This is a genomic window from Endozoicomonas sp. YOMI1 (assembly GCF_024606345.1).
Lineage (GTDB): Bacteria > Pseudomonadota > Gammaproteobacteria > Pseudomonadales > Endozoicomonadaceae > Endozoicomonas.
Window position 1 is genome coordinate 1 of sequence record NZ_JAHHPM010000136.1, and the last position, 1,094, is coordinate 1,094.

Genomic DNA, 1,094 nt, shown 5'->3' on the forward strand with positions numbered 1-1,094 from the left:
GCTGGTATGGCTGCCATAATCTGCTGATTCTGCTGCTTTATGTCACCTGCCTGGTGGGCATAACTGTCATAGATTGCCTTGGTCTGGTCGGAATACCCTTTCAGCAGTTTCCGCTGGGTCAGGGTGAAGTGTGACTGAGAACCGGGAGGCAGCGGCGGCTGTCCAAGGTCCGCATACCGTTTCGACCGCTTTCTGTCCTGTGGATCAACCTGTTCCTGGTGGCTTTCAGTGCTTGGGGAGGAGGGGGTCGCAACCGGCTCGGCAGGCGTACTGGATACGACCATATGCCGGGAGGTGTCGGTTTCAGCACCGTCGGTGACAGAGGACGATGGGAGTGTTGCGGTGGAAGTGGTTTGTACGGTAGACGACGAAGCTGTTTTTAGCGATGTTGACGGTTCTTTCGTAATCTCTGATAAGCCTGCTGATGCCTCGGTGGTCTTAATCGACGAACTCATTTCCGGTGAGATCCGAGCCAACGTGCTGGATGACAATGCCTGAGTGCCTGCCATTATTGCAGCTGTGCTTGGATGAATTGACTTTGTCCGACTAAGCAAGTCTGAAGATCTGGCAGGCTGAATCAAATGGCTGGTTTGGTCCTGGCTACTCAGTTTATTAAGGGTCGTCGTCCCTGTCTTTTTATTATTCACCTGCCGTGAGTGAAACGCACTGGTTTTATCAGCACGATCAGGAACTTCTTTATCAGGAAAACCTGAATGGTGATTGGTTAGCTCAGTTGGTTTAACCGAAACTTGAATATGCATGGCTTAATTAACCCGTCAGTTGACTTACATTCTTTTCAAACCAAACAGAAAAATATCTAACTTTATGTAATTTGCAAATATTCGAGAGAAAAAAGTATACAGCCCAAGGGTAGCAAATAAGGATTGTTGATTATTGTCGTTTTTAGTATTTGAGCAACTGGTTAATCTTCAATTCAATCTTGAGACACAACTTTCTGATTCATCTGATTCAAAAGCTGAAGGAAGTTCTACAGATGGCCGCCAGGAATCTGGTGGATTAAATTTCAATTTGAGGCAATAGAAAAGTCACCAACCAATAATAAAGCTCGACTTTAGAGTTTTATAAGTACAATA

1 protein-coding gene is annotated in these 1,094 nt (G+C 45.9%); it reads right to left on the minus strand.

All coding sequences use genetic code 11. The features are described 5' to 3' along the window. Positions 1-761, minus strand: a 761-nt coding sequence (locus KDK15_RS04845) for a hypothetical protein (RefSeq protein WP_257294235.1), incomplete at its 3' end; no start/stop codon positions are given. Positions 762-1,094 lie beyond the last annotated feature (333 nt).